A 21,738-nucleotide genomic window follows, 5' to 3' on the forward strand; every position below is an offset into this window, starting at 1 on the left:
CGCCGATTCCATAAGCAGACAAAAATCCAAATCCGGCATCCGGTATCTTTCATTTTCAAGTTCAAAGCGTACGCGTGAATATCGAAAATGGATTCCCGCCTGCACGGGAAACAACCCGCCGAGTATGAACACACTATCCAAATACACTCTGAAACAACAATCCGTTTCAAAAATAACAAAGGCCGTCTGAAAAACTTCTTTTCAGACGGCCTTGATACTTAATTCAAGTATATGAATGTATCTGCTTAGAAAGCGACAAAATTAGCAGGGTTAACCGGTTTACCGTTTTGACGCACTTCAAAATGGAGCTGCGTACGCGGGGCATCGCTGTTGCCCATTTTGGCAATGGTTTGGCCGCGTTTCACGGTTTGGCCTTCGTTCACGAGCAGGCTTTGGTTGTGGCCGTAGGCGCTCAGGAAGGTTTGGTTGTGCTGGATGATAATCAGGTTGCCGTAACCGCGCAGACCCGAACCTGCATAAACGACTTTGCCGTCGGCCGCCGCGACAACGGGCTGGCCTGCCGTACCGGCAATGTCGACGCCTTTGCTGCTGCCGCCGAATTGGGTAACGACATTACCGCGTGTCGGGCGTACCCATTGGATGCCGCTGACGTTGCGGCTGCTGCCGGTCGATACGGAAGGCGTGCTTGCCGCACCGGTAGACTGCTTATTGGCAGCCGTAGTCGTCGTTGCAGAACCGCCGGCAGGTGCAACGTAGCCGTTGGGTTTCACACGCAGGGTTTGGCCTACGCTGATGGTGTTGTCGCCCGACAAACCGTTCCATGCGCGCAGGTCGTCTTGGCTGATTTTATAGCGTTTGGAGATGTTGTAAACGGTATCGCCGCGTACGACGGTGTGTGTGGCGGCATTGATGTCGACCGGTGCGTTAGAAGGCTGGTAAGTGCCGCCCGAAGAAACCGACGGAGCGCTTGCCGGCGGAGTATAGGGTGCGTTTGCGGACGAACCCGTACCGGGATCGTAAGGAGTTGCACCGTAAGGGTTGCTGCCCGAACCGGCGCGTGAACCTTCCGTGCCTTTCACAACCGGAGCGGGCGGTTGCGAAGCGCAGGCGGCAAGCATAAGAACTGCCGCAAGAGAGGCGGCGCGGAATGCGGTTTTTCTTAACATATTCATTACCTTCTATGTATTGGGTCGTAACAGGGGCGTATCTTAAATCAAAATATGCCCGCTTCTCAAGTGTTTCGGGACGTTTTAATCGGTAAAGCCGGGCATTTTCCGCCAGAAATCCGCCGTTTTTTTCATATCGGAATAATCGGTCAGGTCGATTTGCAGCGGCGTTACCGTAATAAACCCCGCTTCGCATTCGGCGAAATCCGTACCGTCTTCGCGGTCGGAAATGCTGCCGACGGGGCCGATCCAATAAACCGCCTCTCCGCGCGGATTTCTTGCAGGAACAATACTTTGCGCATGATGGCGGCGGCCGAGACGGGCGGTTTTCAAACCCTGTATGTCTTCGGGTGCGACAGCGGGGATGTTGACGTTCCACAAAACCGGCTTTTCGGGCGGCACGGCCAGCAGGTGTTCCAGCAGCATCCATGCGGCTTTTTCGGCGGTTGCCCAATAACGGCCGCCCGAATCGTTGAGCGACAGCGCAACGGCGGGAAACCCCATCAGATAGGCTTCCGTCGCTGCCGCCACCGTACCCGAATAGAGCGTGTCGTCGCCCATATTGGCACCGTGGTTGATGCCGGACAGCACCAAATCAGGCACGAAATCCGGCAGCGCGTGCAGGCCGAGATGGATGCAGTCGGTGGGCGTGCCGCTGACATAATAAAAGCCGTTGGCCGCTTCGCGGATGCGCAGCGGCCGGTCGAGCGTCAGCGAATTGCTCACGCCGCTGCGGTCGCGTTCGGGCGCAACCACGCGCACATTGGCGAACTCGCCCGCCACCCTTGCCAAAACGGCAATGCCTTCGGCCAGATAGCCGTCGTCGTTACAAATCAGGATGTTCATCAACCCCGTCCTTGTCGGAAAAAACGGGGATTGTACTGCCCTGCCGCGGAAACTGTCCATGGACGGCAAACCGGCCGATAAAGCGCAACAGGCCGTCTGAAAAACGGTTTCAGACGGCCTGCATATCCGCATCTTCTGGAAGTTCGGATACCGGATAACCGAAATGCCTTGCCTTTAATTGCCGTTATTCCCGTGTTGGCGGAAAAACATCTCCGGAACAAACCGGCCAAACAGCCGTCTTTCGGAAAACCGCACAGGCCGTCTGAAAACATTTTTCAGACGGCCTTACGCCGCATGGCGGTGGTAGTGCCGCAGGGCGTGTTCTTTCCTGCGTCCGCTGGAGAATGCCGACACGCGTTTGAGGTAGCCGATGACGCGCGTGCCGTGGTCGATGTTGTGACTGCCGCATTGGCTGCACGAATATAAAGTACGCTTATCGATGTGGTTGCACTCGTTGCAAATCGTAATCCGCACGTTGACGCAGAAGTAGTTGCAGCCGGTTTGCGCGGCGATGTCGAGCAGCGAGCGGTAGCCGCTTTCGGGCAGGGCTTCGTCCAGGTTCAGGTGCAGGGCGGAGCCGCCGTCGAGCCAGTCGACCAGTTCTCTGCCGTGCAGCAGGAATTTGTCGAGCGCGTTGGTTGCTTCGTCTTCCACCACATAGAAATAGGAGTTGTAGCAGTCGCGGCTGACTTGGTAGCCGTCGGCTTTGTCCCATTTGGCGTTTTTCACGCCGAGGTTTTCGGCGGGCACGAATTCGGTGTTGAACTTCACGCCGTAATGCTTGGTGGCGGCTTGGTTGGCCTCGAAAATGGTTTTCAGACGGCCTTGCACGAAGCGCACATAGTCTTCGTTGTAACCGACTTTGATGCCGTGAAACTCGGCGGCTTCGGCCATGCCGTTGATGCCGATGGTCAGGAACTGTTTATCCAGCGTGATGAACCCTGCGTCGTACACGGGCAGCATTCCGGCGGCTTGGTATTCCTCCATCAGCTTGCGGTAGGCGTATTGGTATTGATGGATTTTGGCAACTTCGGCGGCCAAATCGCGGCCGTCCTGCTCCAAGCGGTTCATGTTGATGGTGATGACGTTAATCGAACCGGTGGCCACGCCGCCCGCGCCGAGCGTGTAGGAGAAGGTGCGGTCTTCGATGGCGTTGCGCAGGCGGCAGCATGAAGCCAGCGAGTCGGGATTGTCAGAAAGGTAAACGAAAAACGAATTGCCGTCTGAAAGCTCTTTCGCCATGTCGTCGGCAAACGCGGTGTCTTTGCACTTGCCGTTTTCGGTGAGCATGGCGGCGGTCACCACGGGGAAGGTCAGCACGGCTTTGCTGCGTTCGCGGTTGAACCATTGCAGGAAGAAAAGTTGCAGTTTTTCAACGCTTTCCCAATCGGGTTTGGAAAAATCGGGGAACACGAAATCGCCGAACATCGCCTCGAAATAGTGGCGGTCGTACACGGAAATGTTCCAAAACACGCTCTGATAACCGCGCGCGGCGGCGGGCTGGTTGATGCTGTACACCACCTGCTGAAAGTGGTTGGCGATTTCGTCGGCATGGGTTTCCAGATAGTTGTCGCCGAAATCGCGGCGGGCGAAGTGGTCGAAATAAGTGAGAAACTCCACCGTCGCCACCGCACCGGCAAACTGCGCGCTCACGGCGAACACGAGGTTCACAAACGAGCCGCAAAACGAAGCCAGATGCTGCGGCGCTTTCGATTCACCACCGAGTTTGGTCAGGCCGTCGAGCAGAAACGGATACAGCGTCAGCGACACGCAGTAAGGCTTCAGGCTGGTTTCGTCGTGCACATAAATCTCGTGCGCCTCGATTTGGCGGATGTATTCGGCCGCCGTCTCCGCACCGAACAGCTCGCCGATTTTGCGCGAAACCTGCGCGCGGTTGACCTGAACGAAGAAATCCTTCATCAGCTCCGCTTCCATCGTGGCAATGTTTTTCTGCGTAACGTTGGCGTTCGCGTCCATTTTCGAGCCGTCGGCCGCGTTGTGCGCCGAGATGTAGTCGCGCATGAAATCGAGTTTGCCGTTTAACTGTTCGGGATGCAGCCGAATCATGGTGTTCTCCTGAGGTAATCGGGTTGGGGATGGTTGGTAGGAAGTTGGGTATTGCAGGGAAGCCGCATACGCCGTTATGCCGTCTGAAAAATCGGTTTCAGGCTAGGGATTTTTTGTTCAAACCGGATTCGCACACAGTGGATTTGAACCGCCCTGCTATCCCGCCGCTTCATGGCGTTTTCAGCAGGACATACCGTCGCACATTATTTTCAGACGGCCTCACGCCGCCGCAATTTCAAATACCGGTTTGGCTTTCTTTGCCGGATTTTCTTTCCAAAACAAACGGTTCAAGATTTCGCCTGTATGCAAATTAACTAGTTTTTGGTTGGTAAACGGGCTGTCCAAACCGCCGAGCGCGGCGTTCCACCGCCCCGTTTTCAGATAATCCAAATGCGGTATCAGGCCGTCTGAAACGGCTTCCAGCTCTTCCCGTTCCAAACCCGTATAAAGGCAGGTTTTCAAACCCGCCGATTTGACGGTTTGCAGCAGGTTTACCAATGCCTCCGGCTGCCATTCGCCGCCCATAAACAGCACGCAGCCAATCAGCCCGCGATAGCGTTTCAGACGGCCTTGCAGATATTCGGCGGTCAGTACCGTGCCCGAACCGGCTTTCCAACTGTCGGCACTGTGGCAGCCTTGGCAGCGCAACGGGCAGCCGGAAATCAGAAACGCCAGAGAAGTTTCGTTCGGCACTTCCTGCCAGACGATTTGTTCGGCGGTGAATCTGAGCTGGTTCATGGCCACACCTAAAATACAATATATAGTGTTATAAATTCATAAAATATACTACATGTTGTATTTTATGGATTTCCGAAAACCGTTCCTTGAGACACATCAACTTTCATTACACAACACCGCAACATCCCAAACGGATACCGGCCTGATTCCGCATCGGCAGGCCGTCTGAAAAACCGCTTTCCTGTCTGCGGCCAACCGAAACCATCCGCATCCTGCCGCAACATCCGAAATCATCTGCGTATCTCCCGATTAAGCATTTGCGCATAACCCAGACGCATCCGCGTATAATTCCGAAACAACCGCACACAAACTGCACACCATCCTTAATGTATCCGCATACGGAAAAACGCAAACCGGCCGTCCCAAACTGTTCAGACGGCCTTCCGAATACACCGCCATGTCCGAAAAAATCCTCATTATTTCCCCGAGCTGGATCGGCGACTGCGTGATGACGCAGCCGCTTTACCGCCGTCTGAAAACCCTGCGCCCCGGCTGCACCATCGACGTATTCGCGCCGAAATGGTCGATGGCCGTGTTCGAGCGGATGCCCGAAGTGAACGAAGTCATCGAAAACCCGTTCGGCCACGGCGCGTTGCGGCTCGGCGAACGCATCCGCACCGGCCGCGAACTCGGCAGGCGCGGGTACAGTCAGGTCATCGTGTTGCCCGGCTCGCTCAAATCCGCCGTGATTGCCGCCGCCACGGGCATCAAACGGCGCACGGGCTATGTGGGCGAATCGCGCTACCTGCTGCTCAACGACATCCGCAAACTCGACAAAACCGCCCTGCCCCTGATGGTCGACCGCTACACCGCGCTGGCGCATCCGTCGCAGGCCGATTTCGACGGACATTCCGACCATCCCTCGTTCCACATCAACCCCGAAAGCGTGGCCGCCGCACTCGCCAAACACGGCCTGCACCTCGACAAACCCGTGCTGGCGTTCTGTCCCGGTGCGGAATACGGCCCGGCCAAACGCTGGCCGCCGCGCCATTTCGCCGCACTTGCCCGCCGATACGCCGCACGCGGGTGGCAGGTTTGGCTGTTCGGTTCGCAAAAAGACTTTGCAGCCGCAGAAGAAATCAACACCCTTTCAGATGGCCTCTGCACCAATCTGTGCGGCCAAACCAGCCTTTCCGAAGCCATCGACCTGCTCGCGCAGGCGCAGGCCGTGGTCTGCAACGACAGCGGCCTGATGCACCTGGCCGCCGCCCTCGGCCGCAACATCGCCGCCGTGTACGGTTCGTCCAGTCCCGACCACACCCCGCCGCTGAGCCGCACCGCCGAAATCGTTACCCTCAAGCTCGACTGCTCGCCCTGCTTCAAACGCGAATGCCCGCTCGGACACACCGACTGCCTGAACGGAATTCCGCCGCAAATGGTCGACGACGCACTGCAAAGGCTGGCCGCTGCAACGGCGTAAACGGCACAGCGCAAACATCAAAGGCCGTCTGAAAACCCTTTTTCAGACGGCCTTCGTTCCGCCGCCATTTCCGTATAGGCGGAAATCCGCAAAAGCTGTTTGCCGCCTTTGCCGCACTCACCGGCCTTCACAGTCTTTCGGCACGGATGACCGTGTTCTCGAACATAAGGCAGACAAACAGAAACAAAACACAATGAAGGCCATCTGAAAAACCCTTTTTCAGACGGCCTTCGTTCCGCCGCCATTTCCGTATAGGCGGAAATCCGCAAAAGCTGTTTGCCTCTTTTGCCGCACTCACCGGCCTTCACAGTCTTTCGGCACGGATGACCGTGTGCTCGAACATAAGGCAGACACACAGAAACAAAACACAATAAAGGCCGTCTGAAAAACCTTTCAGACGGCCTTGAAACCAACCTTTCGTTGAACCCCGCACATAATCGGCGCATAATCGTTTTTTCCCGCAACACGCCAAAGGATTCCCGCCATGCAAAACCACATCACGCCCAATTTCTCCTTCGCCCCCATCATTCCCGAACGCGCTTCGGGCAGCCGAGTGTGGGATACCGAAGGCCGCGAATATGTGGACTTGGCGGGCGGCATCGCCGTCAACGCGCTCGGCCACTGCCATCCCAAACTGGTGCAGGCCCTGCACGAACAGTCGCAGAAACTGTGGCACATTTCCAATATCTACACCACCCGACAGGCGCAGGAGCTGGCGGCCAAACTGGTGAACCATACCTTTGCCGACAAAGTGTTTTTCTGCAACTCGGGCGCGGAAGCCAACGAAGCCGCACTCAAACTGGCGCGCAAATACGGCCGCGACCGCTCCGACGGCAGCAAAACCGAAATCATCGCCTGCACCAACAGCTTCCACGGCCGCACGCTGTTTACCGTATCCGTAGGCGGCCAGCCCAAATACAGCAAAGATTTCGCCCCCCTTCCCGAAGGCATCACCCATGTGCCGTTCAACGACACCGCCGCACTCGAAGCCGCCGTATCCGAACGCACCTGCGCCGTGATTATCGAACCGATTCAGGGCGAAAGCGGCATCCTGCCCGCCGACCCGGCCTATCTCGAAGCCGCCCGCCGCCTGTGCGACCGCCACGGCGCGCTGCTGATTTTCGACGAAGTGCAAACCGGCATGGGGCGCACAGGCAAACTGTTCGCCTGCGAACATTCCGGCGTCGTACCCGACATTCTCAGCAGCGCGAAAGCCTTGGGCTGCGGCTTCCCCATCGGCGCCATCCTGACCACCGATGCCGTTGCGCCCACGTTTTCCCCGGGCACGCACGGCTCCACGTTCGGCGGCAACCCGCTCGCCTGCGCCGTCGCCTCCGCCGCTTTCGACATCATCAACGCCCCCGGAACACTGGCACACGCCGAAACCCAAGGCGGAAAACTGCGTACCGCGCTGGAACGGCTCGGACGCGAAACAGGTGTGTTCAAACAAGTGCGCGGCATGGGGCTGCTCATCGGCTGCGTCATGGCGGATGCTTACGGAAACCGCGCGGGCGAACTGGTATCGCAGGCTTTGAAAGACGGACTGATGGTATTGTCGGCCGGCGCAAACGTCGTGCGGTTCGCACCGTCGCTGCTGCTGTCCGACGAAGATTTGCACGAAGGCATACGCCGTCTGAAAACCGCCGTACAACATTGGCTTCAGGCCGTCTGAAAATATTCCGCAGGGCGGAACCGTCCGCCCTTGCTTTAACCGGGCCACCGCAAAAATACGGCGGCCTTTGAAAAACAAAGCGCCGTCGGGAAACAGTTGATGCGGAAACCGCCGCCGTCCGTACAGACGGAATAACTTTTTTATCTCGCCGCAAAACGTATGGCAAGGCAGGTTCGCCCCCTACTCTCCCGTATGCCCACCCGGATTTCTTTTCAGACGGCCTACCCGTCTCCCGCCCCTCCCTATGGATACCGCCCTGCTGCTTGCCGGAAAAATCACCGGCCTGATTCTGATCGTATTGATGGGTTTCGCGCTCGTGAAAGCCAAGTTGATGACAACGGAAGACAGCCGTCCGCTGTCGGTCATCGCGCTGTATGTTATCAGCCCGTCGGTGATGATTAACGCTTTCCAAACCGATGCTTCGCCCGAAGTGTTGAAAGGGCTGGCGCTGTCGTTCGGTTTGGCCGTTTTCTTCCATGTCCTGCTGATTCTGCTGGGCAGGCTGTTCAAACGCCTGTTCGGGTTGGACGCGCTCGAGCAGGCCGCCACCGTATATTCCAATTCGGGTAATCTGATTATCCCCATCGTGATGTCGCTGTTCGGCGGAGAATGGGTGATTTACGCCAGCGGCTTTATCGTGGTGCAGACTTTTCTGGTGTGGACGCACCTGCGTATGCTGCTCAGCGGTACCAACCGTCTGTCGTGGAAGACCATGCTGTCGAACATCAACATCCTGTCGATGCTGGCGGGCATGGTGCTGTTCGCGCTGCAAATCCGCCTGCCTGCGGTCATTACCGACACGCTCTCTTCGGTCGGCATCATGATCGGCCCCGTCGCCATGCTGGTGGCCGGTATGCTCATCGCCGCCCTGCCCCTGCGCGACATCATCGCGTCCAAACGCGTTTACCTGGTTGCCCTGCTGCGGTTGGTGGTGATGCCGTTCGTCATGCTGCTGGCGGTGAAAATATGCGGTTTCGCCCATATGGGCGGCCACAGCGATACGGTGGTACTCATCAGCTTCCTCGCCACGGTCAGCCCGGCCGCCGCCACGGTAACCAATATGGCCGTGGTGTACGGCGGCAATGCCCGCAAAGCGGGGGCGATTTACGGCGTAACCACGCTGTTGTGCGTCATCACCATGCCGTTGATGATTGCGCTTTATGACTGGATTATGTAAACGTTCGGGCCGTCTGAAATCCGGCTGTTGCGGTTGCTTCGGCCACCGTCCGTATTAACGCCTTTTTGTGCCGGTATTTCCGTATCCGCCATGCGACTCCACACCAGACAGAGGCCGTCTGAAAAACAGTTTTCAGACGGCCTGATGCTATAATCTGCGCCCCTTCGTCCGTTTTTCCCCAACATCATCCGCAGCCATGAAACTCAATCCCCAGCAACAACAGGCCGTCAACTATCTCGGCGGCCCCCTGCTCGTGCTTGCCGGCGCGGGCAGCGGCAAAACGGGCGTGATTACCCAAAAAATCAAGCACCTGATTGTGAACGTCGGCTACCCGCCGCACACCGTGGCCGCGATTACGTTTACCAACAAAGCCGCGCACGAAATGCAGGAGCGCGTGTCGAAAATGCTGCCGAAAAAGCAGACGCGCGGGCTGACGATCTGCACCTTTCACTCGCTGGGCATGAAAATCCTGCGCGAAGAAGCGGCGAACATCGGTTATAAAAAGAATTTTTCGATACTCGACGGCACCGACAGCGCAAAAATCATCAACGAACTGTTGGGCAGCACGGGCAAAGAAGCGGTGTTTAAGGCACAACACCAGATTTCGCTGTGGAAAAACGATTTGAAAACGCCCGAAGACATTGTTCAGACGGCCTCAAACGAATGGGAACGCCAGATAGCGCGGGTATATGCGGGTTATCAGTCCACGCTCGAACATTATCAGGCGGTGGATTTCGACGACCTCATCCGCCTGCCCGCGGTACTGCTGCGCGACAACGCCGAAGTACGCCGCAAATGGCAGCTCCGCCTGCGCTACCTGCTGGTGGACGAATGCCAGGATACCAATGCCTGCCAATACATGCTGATGAAACTGCTGACCGGCGCGGAAGGCATGTTTACCGCCGTGGGCGACGACGACCAGTCGATTTACGCATGGCGCGGCGCGAATATGGAAAACCTGCGCCAAATGCAGGAAGACTACCCGCAGATGAAAGTCGTCAAGCTCGAACAGAATTACCGTTCCACCGCGCGGATTCTGAAAGTGGCCAACAAAGTGATTGAAAACAATCCCAAACTGTTCAAAAAAACCCTCTGGTCCCAATTCGGCATGGGCGAGCAAATCAAAGTGGTGGCCTGCCAAAACGAACAGCACGAAGCCGAATGGGTGGTCAGCCAGATTGTGAAACAGAAACTGGTTGGCGGCGACAAAACCCAATACGCCGATTTCGCCGTACTCTACCGCGGCAACCATCAGGCGCGCATCTTCGAAGAAGCCCTGCGCAGCGCGCGCGTGCCCTACCGTCTTTCAGGCGGCCAGAGCTTTTTCGACAAAGCCGAAATCAAAGACGTATTGGCCTACATCCGCCTGATTGCCAATCCCGACGACGATCCCGCCTTTTTGCGCGCCGCCACCACCCCCAAACGCGGCATCGGCGACGTAACGCTGGGCAAGCTCAACGCCTACGCCCAAGCGCACGGTTGCAGCCTGTATCAGGCCGCATTGCAGGAAACCGCCCTGTCCGAACTCTCCGCCGCCGCCCGCGAACACGTTTGCAGTTTCATGGATTTGATGGAAAACAGCCGCCGCCGCGCCGAAACCGACCCCGCCGGAGAACTCGTCAACAGCCTGCTGGCCGACATCGGCTACGAAGCCCACCTGTTAAACAGCGAAGAAGGCAAAGCCGGCGAAATCAAATGGCGCAACGTCTGCGACCTTACCGGCTGGCTCGCCCGAAAAGGCGAACAAGACGGCAAAAACCTCATCGAAATCGCCCAAACCATCGCCCTGATGACGCTGCTCGAAGGCAAAGACGAAGACGAAAACGACGCCGTCAAACTCTCCACCCTGCACGCCAGCAAAGGCTTGGAATACCCCTACGTCTTTCTCGCAGGCTGCGAAGAAGGCATCCTGCCCCACGCCGACAGCATCGAAGAAGCCAACGTCGAAGAAGAACGCCGCCTGATGTACGTCGGCATTACCCGAGCCAAACGCCAACTCACGCTCACCCACTGCATCAAACGCAAACGCGCCGGCACATGGCAGTTCCCCGAACCCAGCCGCTTCATCGACGAAATGCCGCAGGAAGACTTGAAAATACTCGGCAGAAAAGGCGGCGAACCGATTGTGAGCAAAGAAGAAGGCAGAAGCAATCTCGCGGGGCTTCAGGCCATGCTGGCCGCAAAAGGAGCGAAATAACGCGGGGCGGAAACACGCTGTTCGTTGCTCAATCAACCGGAACACATACACAAACCTGACATATCGATACATCAAGGTCGTCTGAAAAAGTTTTCAGACGGCCTTTGACGGTTTTGGCCGTATTCGGATATGACGTTTTCTCCATTCCCGCGCAGGCGGGAATCCGGCGTTGGCATTCAGAAACTTTTTTACTCATACGCTTGTGAATATTGACCACAGATTCCCGCCTGCGCGGGAATGACGGCTTCCGAAGGTTGCACAATACAATCGCCAATCAAAATTAAGAGCAAAACCATGCGGCCAGGCAGAATGCCGCAACCATGCACACAACAAATGCCGTCTGAAAAAACAGGCCGTCTGAAAACTTTTCAGACGGCCTGTTCCATCGGTACACAGGGTTACACCGCTTTATCCAACCCGTTAACTCGGGCACTTCAAGCCCAGCCACTTCATCGCACCGTCGTTGTCGGTTTCTTTCACGGTTAAGATAAAGTCGCCGATGTGGATGCGGTCGCCTTCCACCGGCACGCTGCCTTCGAAACGCTTTTTGAACAGGCCGCGCAGGGTCAGGCCGCGTTCTTCGTTGTCGAGTTTCAGGCCGTAGGCATCGGCCAAATCACCCGCCATGCTGGAGGGATTGACGACAAATTCGCCGAAGAAGTTGAAATTCATGCGCACGGAACTGCCGGTTTCGGCAAAACGTTTGGCGATGGTTTCCACCTGCTCGGGCGGCACGATATACCAAGCGATGTCGCCCGCTTGCAGGCGGGTGTCCAAGCCCAGTTCTTCGCGTTTGCCGCCGCGTATCAGGGCGAAACAGCGGGTGGAGAGCAAGTCCAAATCCTGAGCGACTTCGTCGGGGTGCATGCCTTCGGCATCGGAGTCGGCCAGCACTTCGTAAGCCAGCAGCGGTACGGATTCGTTTTCCGAGAGCCAGATTTCGCGGCTGTCTTTCGGTTCGGGTTTCGGCGGCACGGTCACTTTGAGCCAGTGTGCCACCACGGGAATGGTGGTACCCTGAATCAGCAGGGAAAGAATCACGACGGCAAATGCCACGTCAAACAACAGCCGCGCGTTGGGCACGCCCATCACCAGCGGCATCATCGCCAGCGTAATCGGCACCGCGCCACGCAGCCCCACCCAGCTGATGTAGGCCATTTCGCGCGGGCTGTAATGGAATTTCCAAATGCCGCTCACCACCGCCAACGGACGCGCCACCAGCATCAGGAAGGCGGCGATGGCCAGCGCGTCCAGCCCCTGTTCCCAAAGATGGTGCGGCGTAACCAGCAGGCCGAGCACCACAAACATACTTGCTTGAGCGAGCCATGCCAGGCCGTCCATCACGCGCAAAACGTGTTCGGTGGCGTGGCTGTGGCGGTTGCCCACGAGAATGCCCGCCAGATAGACGGCCAAAAAGCCGCTGCCGCCGATCAGGTTGGTCAAACCGAAAATCAGCAGGCCGCCCGACACAATCATCAGCGCATACAGCCCTTCGGCCAAATTCAGACGGCGTGTCAGCCGCGACAGGATTTTGCCGCCGAGAAAGCCTGCCCCCAAACCGAAGCCGAGTTGGAGCAGCAGCATCCACAAAAACGAAAACACGCCTGATTCTTCGGGAGTGAGCGTGAGCGAAATCAGCGCGGTTACCAGAAAAATCGCCATCGGGTCGTTCGCGCCCGACTCGATTTCCAGCGTAGCCTGCACGCGTTCGTTAAGGCGCACACCGCTGTTGCGCAACAGGCTGAACACCGCGCCCGCGTCGGTCGAACCGACGATGGCGGCCATCAGGATGCCGAACCGCCAGTCCCAATCCATATACCATGTGGCGAACAGGCCGAGCAGCGCAACCGTGGCTATCACGCCCCAACTGGCCAATACGGACGCAGGTTTCAAGGCAATGCGGAAGCTGTCGAGCTTGGTGCGCAGGCCGCCGTCGAGCAGAATCACCGCCAAGGCCAGTTGGCCGATGGCTGTGGCGGTAAAGAAATTGTCGAACTTAATGCCGCCGATGCCCTCTTCGCCCGCCAGCATGCCGATAACGAGAAACATCAGAAGCAGCGGCATACCCAGCCGCGCCGACAGCGTGGTGGAAATCACGCTGAGAAAGAGCAGCAGCCCGCCGAGTACGAATAAACTGTTGAGTCCGTCCATAACGATTGTGAAAAGTGTGTGCGCAGATGATGGAAAGTGTGCGTATTCTAGCATAAAAACGCTTGTTTTTTAGTATCTTGCCAGCCCGCCGCCACACATATCCTGCCGATTGGCATAACCGTAAAACCAAGCACGATACTGCCGCCGCATACGGTTTGCCGACTCCGCTTCATTACTGGCACTTCCGCCCCAAACAACACAGGCCGTCTGAAAACTTTTCAGACGGCCTGTTGCCCGACGGCATGCCCGTTTAACCGTTTTGCCCGAAAAAATCCTTGCGCCTTACCATTACCGCAGCCAACAGTAAAGCCGCCGACGCCAAGGCCGCACCGCTGAAACCGATGTTTGGCAGACCCAGCGCGGCGGCGGCATATTTGCCGAGCAGCGCGCCGCCGCCGATGCCGACGTTGAACAGCCCCGAAAACACCGACTGCGCCACATCGGTCGCATCGGACGCAAAACGCAAAACGCACGACTGCATCCCCAAGCTCACCAGCATCAGAGCCACGCCCCACGCAAACGCCAGCGCGTTCATCCCCCATACCGAACCCGACAGCGGCAGCATCAGCAGCATGGCCGACACCGCCACGGCCACCGCACCGGAAAACAGCATCTTCGGATGCTTGGCAAACCATTTGCCGAACACGAACGAACCGGCAAAACCCGACACACCGTACACCAGCAGCAGCACGGTCACGTCGCCCGCCGCAAAACCGCCCACCTGCAACACGAACGGCTCGATGTAATTGTAGGCCGTGAAATGCGCGGTAATCATCAAAACGGTAAAACCGTACAGCATCATCAGGTTAGGCCGTCTGAAAAGCTGCGGCAGACTGGCCAGCGACCCCGTGTTCACGCTCGGCAGCAGCGGCAGGTTTTTCGCCAGCACCGCCATGACCGCCGCCGCACACAGGCCGACAATCAGAAACATTGTCTGCCAACCCGCCCATTGCCCGACAATCCGCCCCAGCGGAATCCCCGCCACCATCGCCATCACCGACCCCGTGCTCAGCCAGCCCAAAGCCTGATTGCTCCGCCCTTTGGGCGCAATCCGCACCGCCAGCGCCGCCGTCACCGACCAAAACACCGCATGCGTCAGTGCAATCCCGATGCGGCTCGCCAACAACACGTTGAAACTCCAAGCGAAAAACGACAAAACATGGCTCGCGGCAAACAGCGCGAACAGCCACATCAGCAGCTTGCGCCGCTCGATTTTGCGCGTCAGCAGCATCAGCGGCAGCGAAAGGAAGGCCACAATCGCCGCATACACCGCCATCATCACGCCCGCTTCCGTCGGCTTCATGCCGAAAGTCGCGCCGATGTCGCTCAACAGCGCAATCGGCACATATTCGGTGGTATTGAAAATAAACGCCCCCACCGCCAAAGCGGCCACCGCCAGCCAGCGGCGGTTTTCGGAAATCGCGGTTTCCTGCACGATCATCTCCCGTAATCTTTGAAAAAAACCGCGCATTTTACGCCTGTTCCAACGGAGTTTGAACCGTCAATCCGCTTAAAATCGGGCAACGCCGATACAGGCCGGCTGCCGCACGGCGGTAAACGGCAGTATCGATGCCCTTGGTCGATAACCACCACCCCCTCATCGTTGCCGCCACATCACCTACCCTGTTTTCCTGCGCAGGGTTCAGATGCCGCCGACACAGCGGTAAAACGGCACGCTCGGTATGCTGCCCACCGTCAAACTCATCAAAGCTGTGTTCGGGTATCACATTGGCAGCACACCGGCAAAACGGATTTTTCCAACTTCCGTCATTCCCCGTAGACGGGAATCGGGACGTTAAACCCACAAGAAACCGATGTTGTTTGCAGCATCCAAACCCACCAGTTTCCGGATGCCCGTCTGTGCAGGAATAACTTCTGAAAACAACCCCTTATAAACAAAAAAATGCTCAAACACAGCCATTCGCAAACCGAACGGCTGCAACTTTTCAGGACACCGCCAACCGTTTTCAGACGGCGTAACCATCAAAACGATGCAGGCCGCTTTAAAACGGCAAACCTGTTTTCAGACGGCATCCGTTTTTATCTTGCCCAAACGGTTACGCCGTCTGAAAAAACGACCGGCCGCATCCGACCAACCGACGCACACACTCCCAACCGCAAACCGCCTAACCACCTAAGCCGTCGAGAATCGAACATTCCGGGCATTCGTCGCCCCTGCAGGCATCGTGCCAGCGTTGCAGTTCGCCGACCATCTGCTGCAAACGCAGAATCTGCGCGTTCAGTTCCGCGATATGGCGGGCGGTCAATTCTTTCACTTCGCTGCTGTTGCGCTCGGGATTGTCCTGCAAACGCAGCAGCTCGGCGGTCTGCTGCAAGGAAAACCCCACTTCGCGGGCATGGCGGATGAAGCGCAGCCGCGCCAAATCCCCTTCCCCGTAACGGCGGTAACCTGCCCCGCTGCGCTGCGCCGACGGCAGCAGGCCGTGTTTTTCGTAATCGCGGATTTGTTTGGCCGACAATCCCGTTTTGCGGGCGGCTTCGCTGATGTTCATGGCTTGACCTTAACCTTAGGTAAAGGTTTATAGTAAAGGCCATCTGAAAACGGCGCAAGGCCGTTCCCTGCAAACTTCAAACCGAAAGGAAGCATCATGAAAACCATCACCCTCAACATCGGCGGCATGACCTGCGGCGGCTGCGTCAAAAGTGTTACCAAAATTCTGGAAGGCGTGAGCGGCGTATCCAAAGCCGAAGTCAGCCTGGAAAACGGTCATGCCGTCGTCGAATTCGATGCCGCAAAAACCCATGCCGGCGCCTTGATCGAAGCCGTGGAAGACGGCGGTTTCGACGCTTCGCTGTGATGTTTCAGACGGCCTCTGCGGTTAATTGATTAAGGATTGGGCAATGCATACGGTTTGGCAGAAAAACGCGCTGCAATGGACGCGCGAACCTGAAATTTACACGTTAAGCGACGACGAAATCACGGTGCAAACGCAGCCGCATACGGATTTGTGGCAGCGCACCTACTACCGTTTCCAAAACGACAATGCGCCCGTTTTGCAGACGGCCACCGACGAGCCTTATTTTTCTTTCGTCGTGAAAACGGCTTTCGACAGCCGCCGCCGGTTCGACCAATGCGGCATCGCGGTGTATCTCGACAGCGAAAACTGGCTCAAGGCATCGATTGAATACGAAAACGAGCGGTTCCAACATTTGGGCAGCGTGGTAACCAACCGGGGCTATTCGGATTGGGCCACCACGGAAATTCCCGCCGGTGTCCGCCACATGTGGTACCGCCTGAGCCGCCGCGGGCATGATTTTAAAATCGAATGCTCGCCCGACGGCGAAGTATTCAGGCAGATGAGGATTTGCCATCTGGCGGCTGCGGGCGGGACGGTTTCGTTCGGCGTGTATGCGTGCAGCCCCGAAGATTCTTCGTTTACGGCACGGTTTTCCCATGCACGGGTGCTACCGTGCCAATGGCCGGCGCACGACGGCCAACAGCCCGATTGACACAACAGGCCGTCTGAAAACACGGTAAACACAACAGGCCGTCTGAAAACACGGTAAAAACGCCATGCGGCCAAGCTGTCCGCAGGTTTGAGGCCGCATCGAAGCGCAACCGCCGCGCCTGCCATTTGCGCGGCAGGCATGTTATCCCCATTCACACGGAAGCCAGCCATGACCCAGAAAGCCCGTTTCCAAATCAACGGCATGACCTGCCAAGCCTGTGCCTCGCGCATTGAGAAGGTATTGAACAAAAAGGATTTCGTTCAGACGGCCTCGGTGAATTTCGCCAGTGAAGAGGCGCAGGTGGTGTTCGACGACAGCAAAACCGATGTTGCCGCACTGATTGACATCATCGGGAAAACCGGCTTTGAAGCGGCGGAGAAAACCGACGCGCTGCCCGATGTGCCGTCTGAACACCCTGTCGGCTGGCGGCTGTGGCTGCTGCTGGCGGTGAACGTGCCGTTTCTCATCGGCATGGCGGGGATGATGGGCGGGCGGCACGACTGGATGCTGCCCGCGCCGTGGCAGTTTGCGCTGGCGAGCGTGGTGCAGCTTTGGCTGGCCGTGCCGTTTTACAAAAGCGCATGGGCGAGCATACGCGGCGGACTGGCGAACATGGACGTGCTGGTTACGGTGGGCACGCTGTCGATTTACCTTTATTCGACCTATATGATATTTGTCCACCGCGCGATGGGGCACGACGGCATGGCGCACGTTTATTTCGAGGCGGGCGTGATGGTGGTCGGCTTTGTGAGCCTGGGCAAATTTCTCGAGCACCGCGCGAAAAAATCCAGCCTCAACAGCCTCGGTCTGCTGCTGAAACTCACGCCGCGCCAAGTGAATGTGGAACGCGGCGGCCGGTGGCAGAGCCTGCCGCTCGACCAAGTGCAAATCGGCGATTTAATCCGCGCCAGCCACGGCGAGCGCATCGCGGCCGACGGTATTGTCGAGAGCGGCAGCGGCTGGGCCGACGAAAGCCACCTGACCGGCGAGTCGCAACCCGAAGCGAAAACCGCCGGCAGCAAAGTGCTGGCCGGCGCCATGATCACCGACGGCAGCATCGTTTACCGCGCCCGCCAACTCGGCAGCCAAACCCTGCTCGGCGACATGATGGCCGCGCTTTCCGAGGCGCAGGGCAGCAAAGCGCCGATCGCGCGCGTGGCTGATAAAGCGGCGGCGGTGTTCGTGCCTTCCGTGGTGGCCGTCTCTTTGATTACCCTTGTTTTAACGTGGCTGATAAAAGGCAGTTGGGAAACCGCGCTGGTGCACGCCGTGGCCGTGCTGGTGATTGCCTGCCCCTGCGCGCTCGGCCTGGCCACGCCTGCCGCGGTTATGGTGGGCATGGGCAAAGCGGTGAAACACGGCGTGTGGTTTAAAGACGCCGCCGCGATGGAAGAAGCCGCCCGCGTCGATACGGTGGTGCTCGACAAAACGGGCACGCTCACCGAAGGCAGGCCGCAAGTGGCGGCAATATGGCTTTCAGACGGCCATACAGGCAGTTCGGTAAATTTAAGGCCGCCTGAAAACGGCACTTCACCCAATGCAAACACCGTAGAAGCAAACACATCTGAAATTGCCGAAACCGAACTGTTGCGCCTGGCCGCCGCCATCGAGCAAAACGCCGCCCATCCGCTGGCCCGCGCCATCGTTCAGACGGCCTTGTCGCGCGGCATCGCCGTTCCCGAAGCCCGCAACGCGCAAACCGAAGCCGGTGCAGGCATTGCCGCCGAAGTCGAAGGCATTTTGGTCAAAGTCGGCAAACCCGATTACTGCGGCCTCGCGCTGCCCGAAAATTCAGACGGCATCTGGCAAATCGCCACCATCGTCGCCGTATCTGCAAACGGTCGGCCGCTCGGCGCATTCGCCCTTTCAGACGGCCTCAAAAGTGACACCGCCGCCGCCATAGGCCGTCTGAAAGCGCACGGCATCGGCATTTACATCATGAGCGGCGACAACCAAAACACGGTGGACTACACCGCGAAACAGCTCGGCATCGCCCACGCCTTCGGCGGCATGAGTCCGCGCGACAAAGCCGCCGCCGTGCAGCAGCTCAAAGCATCCGGCAAAACCGTGGCGATGGTCGGCGACGGCATTAACGACGCGCCCGCGCTGGCCGCCGCCAACGTCAGCTTCGCCATGAAAGGCGGTGCCGACGCCGCCGAACACACCGCTTCCGCCACGCTGATGCAGCACTCGGTCAACCAGTTGGCCGATGCGCTGGCCGTTTCCCGCGCCACGCTGAAAAACATCCGCCAAAACCTGTTTTTCGCCTTTTTCTACAACATCTTGGGCATCCCGCTGGCCGCCCTCGGCCTGCTCACCCCCGTCATCGCGGGCGCGGCGATGGCGTTAAGCTCGATTTCGGTATTGGGCAACGCGCTGCGCCTGAAACGGGTAAAGATTGATTGAAATGCGGCGGAAACAGAAAAAGAAAAGCGCGGGAAAAAGGTACAAAAATTCTTTTGAAACAAGGAAATGATTGATAAGGCCGTCTGAAAACCACCTATTCAGGTTTTCAGACGGCCTTAAAATTTGGCTCTATGCGGGATATTGCGTGAATACTTCATTTCCCCTCATTCCCGAGCAGGCGGGAATCCATGTTGGAAATCCGGTATCTTTCCTGTTAAACAATCACTTGTGCGCATCAAAGCCGGATTCCCGCCTGCGCGGGAATGACGAAAACGGCAAAATCTGTCTGCCTGTATGCAACCAAGCCAAGCATCCAAAAGCAACCTTATCCGTTTCGCAATAAAGCCGAAAACGGCAAAGGCCGTCTGAAAACCACCCATTCATGTTTTCAGACGGCCTTAAAATTTGGCTCTATGCGGGATATTGCGTGAATAACTTCACTTCCCATCATTTCCGTGCAGGCAGGAACCCATGCCGGGAATCCGGTATCTTTCCTGTTAAACAATTACTTGCGCGTATCAAATCTGGATTCCCGCCTGCGCGGGAATGACGGAAACGAAAAAATCCGTCTGCCTGTATGCAACCAAGCCAAGCAACCAAAAGCGACCTTATCCGTTTCGCAATTAAGCGGAAAACGGCAAAGGTCGTCTGAAACCTGCGTTTCAGACGACCTTCGGTTGTCAAAGAGAATGGTCAAACCAAACGGCTATTTTTTGAATCCCTGCTTGCCTTTACCTGCCGGTGCGGATTTTTTGCGGTCTTTAAACCCGCCGTCGGCAGCTTTGCCGTCGCGCTTTTTAAAACCTTCTTTCTTCCCGTCCGACTTTTTACCGCCGAACTTCTTGTCTTTATCGAAGCCGCCTTTGCCGCCCCAATGCCCGCCCTTGCCCTTGCCTTTGGGCTTGTCGCCGCTTTTGCTGCGTTTGCGGGTCGGCTCCATGCCTTCGATGGTCATTTCGGGGATTTTGCGGCCGATGAATTTTTCGATTTTGTGTACTTTCACATACTCGTTCACTTCGGCAAACGTAATCGCCAAACCGGTGCGCCCCGCACGGCCCGTGCGGCCGATGCGGTGCACATAGTCTTCGGCCTGCTTGGGCAGGTCGTAGTTGATGACGTGGGTGATGGTGGGCACGTCGATGCCGCGCGCGGCCACGTCGGTGGCCACCAGGATTTTGCAGCGGCCTTTGCGCAAATCCATCAACGTGCGGTTGCGCCAGCCCTGCGGCATGTCGCCGTGCAGGCAGTTGGCGGCGAAACCTTTGTCGTACAGCTCGTCGGCCAACACTTCGGTCATCGCTTTGGTGGAGGTGAAAATCACGCATTGGTCGATGTTGGCATCGCGCAGAATATGGTCGAGCAGGCGGTTTTTATGGCGCATGTCGTCGCAGTACAGCAGCTGCTCTTCGATTTTGCCCTGCTCGTCAACGCGTTCGATTTCGATGACTTCGGGATTTTTGGTAAGCTTGCGCGCCAGTTTGCCGACCGCGCCGTCCCATGTGGCGGAAAACAGCAGGGTTTGGCGGTCTTCAGGGGTTTCGGCAACGATTTTTTCGATGTCGTCGATAAAGCCCATATCGAGCATACGGTCGGCTTCGTCGAGAATCAGCACTTCGAGCCGCTCGAAATCCACCTTGCCGCTGTCCATCAAGTCCATCAGACGGCCAGGCGTGGCGACAATCAGATCCACGGGCTTGGCCAGCGCACGGATTTGGTAGCCGAACGACGAACCGCCCACGATGGATACGGTTTTGAACCATTTCATGTTTTTGGCATAGGCCAGCGCGTTTTTCTCCACCTGCGCGGCCAGTTCGCGCGTGGGCGTGAGCACCAGCGCGCGCGGGCCTTTGCCCGGTTTTTCGCTGCGGCGGGTCAGGTGTTGCAGCACGGGCAGCAGGAAGGCGGCGGTTTTGCCCGAACCGGTTTGCGCGGATGCCATGATGTCGCGGCGTTCGAGCGCATGCGGAATCGACTGCGCCTGAATCGGCGTGGGCGTTTCGTAGCCTTCGCTTTGGAGTGCGGAAAGGATGTTTTTATCGAGGTTTAAATCGGCGAATTTGACGGACATGGTTTTCCAGAAAGGAACAACAACGCATTCCGTCCGAACGGTTTTTCAGACGGCCTTGAAGCAGGGAAACGTAAATCAGGAAACGAAAGACGCAGGGTTGTCGCAAGCTCTGTGCTTGTGGTTAACATCGGCGACAACCTGCAAAAACGCCGCGAAACGGGCGGCAGTCGGAAGAACGGGGTTCGGAACACCACGGTTGGCTGAAGACGATGGCTTCAAAAAAGACAAGGGGCGGATGGTAAAGGGATACACGGCGGCGGTCAAGCGGAATATTTTTTATATTCAAATGTTTTGCGGTGTCAAAAACCACCGGCGGGGGTAAAATATGCGCGCGGCCGACAGGCCGTCTGAAAACCGCCCCTCCTGACCCAATCCCGTATCCAACCGCAACAAGGCCG

Annotated in this window: 18 protein-coding genes; 9 read left to right on the forward strand and 9 right to left on the reverse strand. The window is 57.4% G+C overall.

What is annotated here, in order from left to right; all coding sequences use genetic code 11:
* Positions 1-245: 245 nt before the first annotated feature.
* From ACEYDX_RS01345 to nrdG, 4 genes are all read right to left on the reverse strand, one after another.
* Positions 246-1,127, reverse strand: a complete 882-nt coding sequence (locus ACEYDX_RS01345) for a peptidoglycan DD-metalloendopeptidase family protein (RefSeq protein WP_373740237.1) — start codon at positions 1,125-1,127, stop codon at positions 246-248.
* A gap of 84 nt (positions 1,128-1,211) precedes the next feature.
* Positions 1,212-1,973, reverse strand: a complete 762-nt coding sequence (gene surE, locus ACEYDX_RS01350; protein WP_373740238.1) for a 5'/3'-nucleotidase SurE — start codon at positions 1,971-1,973, stop codon at positions 1,212-1,214.
* A gap of 285 nt (positions 1,974-2,258) precedes the next feature.
* Complete coding sequence (gene nrdD / locus ACEYDX_RS01355) at positions 2,259-4,040, reverse strand: anaerobic ribonucleoside-triphosphate reductase (RefSeq protein WP_373740239.1); 1,782 nt, start codon at positions 4,038-4,040, stop codon at positions 2,259-2,261.
* Between the two features lie 219 nt (positions 4,041-4,259).
* On the reverse strand, positions 4,260-4,778 hold the full coding sequence (nrdG, locus tag ACEYDX_RS01360; RefSeq protein WP_373740240.1) for an anaerobic ribonucleoside-triphosphate reductase activating protein: 519 nt from the start codon (positions 4,776-4,778) through the stop codon (positions 4,260-4,262).
* Between the two features lie 397 nt (positions 4,779-5,175).
* On the opposite strand from nrdG, the gene waaF reads away from it, so the two are divergent.
* The 4 genes from waaF (at position 5,176) to rep (ending at position 11,244) form a co-directional block, all read left to right on the forward strand.
* Entirely contained in the window at positions 5,176-6,198 is a 1,023-nt protein-coding gene (waaF, locus tag ACEYDX_RS01365) for a lipopolysaccharide heptosyltransferase II (RefSeq protein WP_373740241.1), read from the forward strand.
* Between the two features lie 484 nt (positions 6,199-6,682).
* A complete protein-coding gene (locus ACEYDX_RS01370) occupies positions 6,683-7,870 on the forward strand; it encodes an acetylornithine/succinyldiaminopimelate transaminase (protein ID WP_373740242.1) in 1,188 nt (395 codons plus the stop codon).
* A 244-nt stretch (positions 7,871-8,114) separates the two neighbouring features.
* Positions 8,115-9,047, forward strand: coding sequence for an AEC family transporter (locus ACEYDX_RS01375; RefSeq protein ID WP_373740243.1), 933 nt, complete (start codon positions 8,115-8,117; stop codon positions 9,045-9,047).
* 196 nt (positions 9,048-9,243) lie between these two features.
* A complete protein-coding gene (rep, locus tag ACEYDX_RS01380; protein ID WP_373740244.1) occupies positions 9,244-11,244 on the forward strand; it encodes a DNA helicase Rep in 2,001 nt (666 codons plus the stop codon).
* A gap of 420 nt (positions 11,245-11,664) precedes the next feature.
* Here the strand turns inward: rep and ACEYDX_RS01385 are convergent, their stop codons facing one another.
* Positions 11,665-13,395, reverse strand: a complete 1,731-nt coding sequence (locus ACEYDX_RS01385) for a potassium/proton antiporter (RefSeq protein ID WP_373740245.1) — start codon at positions 13,393-13,395, stop codon at positions 11,665-11,667.
* A 62-nt stretch (positions 13,396-13,457) separates the two neighbouring features.
* On the opposite strand from ACEYDX_RS01385, the gene ACEYDX_RS01390 reads away from it, so the two are divergent.
* Positions 13,458-13,649 carry a hypothetical protein gene (locus tag ACEYDX_RS01390; protein WP_373740246.1) on the forward strand — a complete coding sequence of 64 codons (192 nt, stop codon included), beginning with the start codon at positions 13,458-13,460 and terminating at the stop codon, positions 13,647-13,649.
* Here ACEYDX_RS01390 and ACEYDX_RS01395 read toward each other — a convergent pair.
* The 3 genes from ACEYDX_RS01395 to cueR form a co-directional block, all read right to left on the reverse strand.
* Positions 13,646-14,830 (reverse strand): sugar transporter, encoded by a 1,185-nt coding sequence (locus tag ACEYDX_RS01395; RefSeq protein ID WP_373740247.1) that lies wholly within the window; start codon positions 14,828-14,830, stop codon positions 13,646-13,648. The two genes, ACEYDX_RS01390 and ACEYDX_RS01395, sit on opposite strands and share 4 nt — an antisense overlap.
* Before the next feature lie 37 nt (positions 14,831-14,867).
* On the reverse strand, positions 14,868-15,122 hold the full coding sequence (locus ACEYDX_RS01400) for a hypothetical protein (RefSeq protein WP_373740248.1): 255 nt from the start codon (positions 15,120-15,122) through the stop codon (positions 14,868-14,870).
* Between the two features lie 399 nt (positions 15,123-15,521).
* Positions 15,522-15,908, reverse strand: coding sequence for a Cu(I)-responsive transcriptional regulator (gene cueR, locus ACEYDX_RS01405; RefSeq protein ID WP_373740249.1), 387 nt, complete (start codon positions 15,906-15,908; stop codon positions 15,522-15,524).
* A gap of 96 nt (positions 15,909-16,004) precedes the next feature.
* Here cueR and ACEYDX_RS01410 point away from each other — a divergent pair, with 96 nt between their 5' ends.
* The 3 genes from ACEYDX_RS01410 to ACEYDX_RS01420 all read left to right on the forward strand — a co-directional run bounded on the left by ACEYDX_RS01410 (position 16,005) and on the right by ACEYDX_RS01420 (position 19,272).
* A complete protein-coding gene (locus ACEYDX_RS01410) occupies positions 16,005-16,214 on the forward strand; it encodes a heavy-metal-associated domain-containing protein (RefSeq protein ID WP_373740250.1) in 210 nt (69 codons plus the stop codon).
* 43 nt (positions 16,215-16,257) lie between these two features.
* Entirely contained in the window at positions 16,258-16,866 is a 609-nt protein-coding gene (locus ACEYDX_RS01415) for a DUF1349 domain-containing protein (RefSeq protein ID WP_373740251.1), read from the forward strand.
* A gap of 168 nt (positions 16,867-17,034) precedes the next feature.
* A complete protein-coding gene (locus tag ACEYDX_RS01420; protein WP_373740252.1) occupies positions 17,035-19,272 on the forward strand; it encodes a heavy metal translocating P-type ATPase in 2,238 nt (745 codons plus the stop codon).
* 706 nt (positions 19,273-19,978) lie between these two features.
* On the opposite strand, the gene ACEYDX_RS01425 is transcribed toward ACEYDX_RS01420, so the two are convergent.
* Entirely contained in the window at positions 19,979-21,340 is a 1,362-nt protein-coding gene (locus ACEYDX_RS01425; RefSeq protein ID WP_373740253.1) for a DEAD/DEAH box helicase, read from the reverse strand.
* On the opposite strand from ACEYDX_RS01425, the gene ACEYDX_RS01430 reads away from it, so the two are divergent.
* Positions 21,339-21,662: a hypothetical protein gene (locus ACEYDX_RS01430; RefSeq protein WP_373740254.1), complete on the forward strand. Its 324-nt coding sequence runs from the start codon at positions 21,339-21,341 to the stop codon at positions 21,660-21,662. The genes ACEYDX_RS01425 and ACEYDX_RS01430 overlap by 2 nt on opposite strands.
* Positions 21,663-21,738: the final 76 nt, after the last annotated feature.

The sequence above is a fragment of the Neisseria sp. genome (assembly GCF_041804105.1).
In the GTDB taxonomy this organism is placed as follows: Bacteria; Pseudomonadota; Gammaproteobacteria; order Burkholderiales; family Neisseriaceae; genus Neisseria.